1 protein-coding gene is annotated in these 1,065 nt (G+C 62.0%); it reads right to left on the minus strand.

The genetic code is table 11. The features are described 5' to 3' along the window. Positions 1 to 1,065: amino acid aminotransferase (locus AC1D0Z_RS22575; RefSeq protein ID WP_477660373.1), on the minus strand; the 1,065-nt coding region annotated here is incomplete at both ends.

The following is a 1,065-nucleotide window of genomic DNA, read 5'->3' on the forward strand; positions in this document are numbered from 1 at the left end:
GACGTAGTCGATGTTCTTGCTGTTCAGTGCTGCGACGCACATGCGGCCGGTGTCGGTGCCGTAAACACCGAATTCATTGCGCAGGCGCACCATCTGGTCCTTGCTGAGGCCCGAGTAGCTGAACATGCCGATTTGCGCGGTGATGAAGCTCATGTCCTGTTTGACCCCGGCGGCCGTCAGGCCGTCCACAAGCTTTTGGCGCATGGCCTTGATGCGCACACGCATTTCCGCCAGTTCCTGCTCCCACTGGGTGCGCAGCGCGGGGGTATTGAGAACCGTGGCCACCACCATGCCGCCGTGAATCTGCGGATTACTGTAATTGGTGCGAATGACCAGCTTGAGCTGCGACAGCACGCGGTCGGCTTCGTCTTTCGACTCGCACAGCACCGACAGGGCGCCCACGCGTTCGCCGTAGAGGCTGAAGCTCTTGGAAAAGGACGTCGACACGAAAAAGCTCAGGCCGGCGGCCACAAATTTGCCGATGACGGCGCCGTCTTCTGCGATGCCATGGCCAAAGCCCTGGTAGGCCATGTCGAGGAAAGGCGTGAGCTTGCGCGCCTTGACGGCGGCAATCACCTGGTCCCACTGGGCTGCGGTGATGTCGTAGCCGGTCGGGTTGTGGCAGCAGGCGTGCAGCACGACGATGGTGCCTTCGGCGGCGGCGTTGAGCGCGGCGAGCATGCCGTCGAAGTTGACGCCGCGCTTGGCTGCATCGTAGTAAGGATAGCTTTCAACGACGAAACCGGCCTGGCTGAAAAGCGCGCGGTGGTTTTCCCAGCTTGGATCAGAGATCAGCACCTTGGCATTGGGGCTGAGCTTTTTGAGGAAGTCGGCGCCGATCTTCAGGCCGCCTGTGCCGCCAATACCTTGCGCGGTGGCGACCCGGCCGCTTTTGACGGGTTCGCTGTCGACGCCGAAAACCAGGCCCTTGACGGCCGCGTCGTAGGCGGCGATGCCGTCGATGGGCAGATACCCGCGCGCTTTAGGCGATTCCATCATGAGCTTTTCGGCGGCCTGCACGCATTGCAGCAGGGGAAGTTTGCCGTTGTCGTCGTAGTACACGCC

It is taken from the genome of Polaromonas sp. P1_E3, assembly GCF_056405935.1.